Source organism: Mesorhizobium sp. M7A.F.Ca.CA.004.04.2.1, assembly GCF_004022825.1.
GTDB lineage: Bacteria > Pseudomonadota > Alphaproteobacteria > Rhizobiales > Rhizobiaceae > Mesorhizobium.
This window is the reverse complement of the sequence record NZ_RZPH01001272.1, coordinates 1-1,460: the sequence shown is the minus strand read 5'-3', so window position 1 is coordinate 1,460 and position 1,460 is coordinate 1. Positions and strand designations below refer to the sequence as shown.

At 63.7% G+C, this 1,460-nt stretch carries 1 protein-coding gene and 1 pseudogene; both read right to left on the bottom strand.

Going from position 1 to position 1,460, the window contains the following annotated elements:
• A pseudogene (locus EN893_RS33770) lies at positions 1 to 693 on the bottom strand (type III glutamate--ammonia ligase); the annotation flags it as partial.
• 61 nt (positions 694 to 754) lie between these two features.
• Positions 755 to 1,460 (bottom strand): glutamate synthase-related protein (locus tag EN893_RS33765; protein WP_206640236.1); only part of this gene is annotated, 706 nt, incomplete at its 5' end.

Here is a 1,460-nt window from a genome sequence, read left to right as displayed (position 1 = left end):
GGTCAGGCCCTGGAACGGTTTGGGCATGAACGTCGCGCGCAGGCCATGCTTCTCGGCGATCGACTTGACCATGAACTTGAAGAAGGAATGCTTGTCCGCGGTCGCCAGCGCGTCGTCGAAGGCCCAGTTCATCTCGAATTGGCCGTTGGCATCCTCGTGGTCGTTCTGGTAGGCGCCCCAGCCGAGCGCCAGCATGTGGTCGCAGATCTCGGCGATGACGTCATAGCGACGCATCACCGCTTGCTGGTCGTAGCAGGGCTTTGAGGCCGTGTCGTATTCGTCGGAAATCGTCTTGCCGTCGGGCGAGATCAGGAAGAACTCGGCCTCGACGCCGGTCTTGACGTGCATGCCGTCGCTGGCGGCTTCCGCGATCAGCCGCTTCAGCGTGTTGCGCGGCGCCTGGTCGACCTCCTTGTCGTCCATGATGCAGTTGGCCGCGACCCAGGCGACTTCCGGCTTCCACGGCAGCTGGATCACCGAATCCGGATCCGGCACCGCCAGCATGTCGGGATGTGCCGGCGTCAGGTCCAGCCAGGTGGCGAACCCGGCAAAGCCGGCGCCATCCTTCTGCATGTCGGCGATCGCCTGTGCCGGCACCAGCTTGGCACGCTGGCCACTGAACAGGTCAGTGTAGGAAATCATGAAATATTTGACGTTTTTCGCCCTTGCGAATTCTGCAAGATCAGTTGCCACGATAGTTCCCCATTTTTATCGATTGTTGTTCCCGAGTATGCGGGAGTCGGCCCTTCGTTGATTAGAAGCCGTTCTTCCCCGGTATCCAGTTGGTGCCGGCCAGCGGCACGCCGGCCATGGCGGCTGCCTCGATCGTCAGCGCGACGAGGTCCTCGGGTTCGAGATTGTGCAGGCTGTTCTTGCCGCAGGCACGCGCGATGGTCTGCGCTTCCAGCGTCATCACCTTGAGGTAGTTCGCCAGCCGGCGCCCGGCAGCCACCGGGTCGACCCGCTTCATCAATTCGGGGTCCTGCGTGGTGATGCCGGCGGGGTCGCGCCCCTCGTGCCAGTCGTCATAGGCGCCGGCGGTGGTGCCGAGCTCGTTATACTCCGCCTCCCAGCGGGGATCGTTGTCGCCGAGCGCGACAAGGGCAGCCGTACCGATCGAGACCGCGTCGACGCCGAGCGCCAGCGCCTTGGCGACATCGGCGCCGTTGCGGATACCACCGGAGACGATCAGCTGCACTTTGCGGTGCATGCCCAGATCCTGCAGCGCCTGCACCGCCGGCCTGATGCAGGCAAGCGTCGGCATACCGACATTTTCGATGAACACTTCCTGGGTGGCGGCGGTGCCGCCCTGCATGCCGTCGACGACAACGACATCGGCGCCGGCCTTCACGGCAAGCGCGGTGTCGTAGTAGGGCCGGGCGCCGCCGACCTTGACGTAGATCGGCTTTTCCCAGTCGGTGATTTCGCGCAGTTCCAGGATCTTGATCTCGAGATCGTCG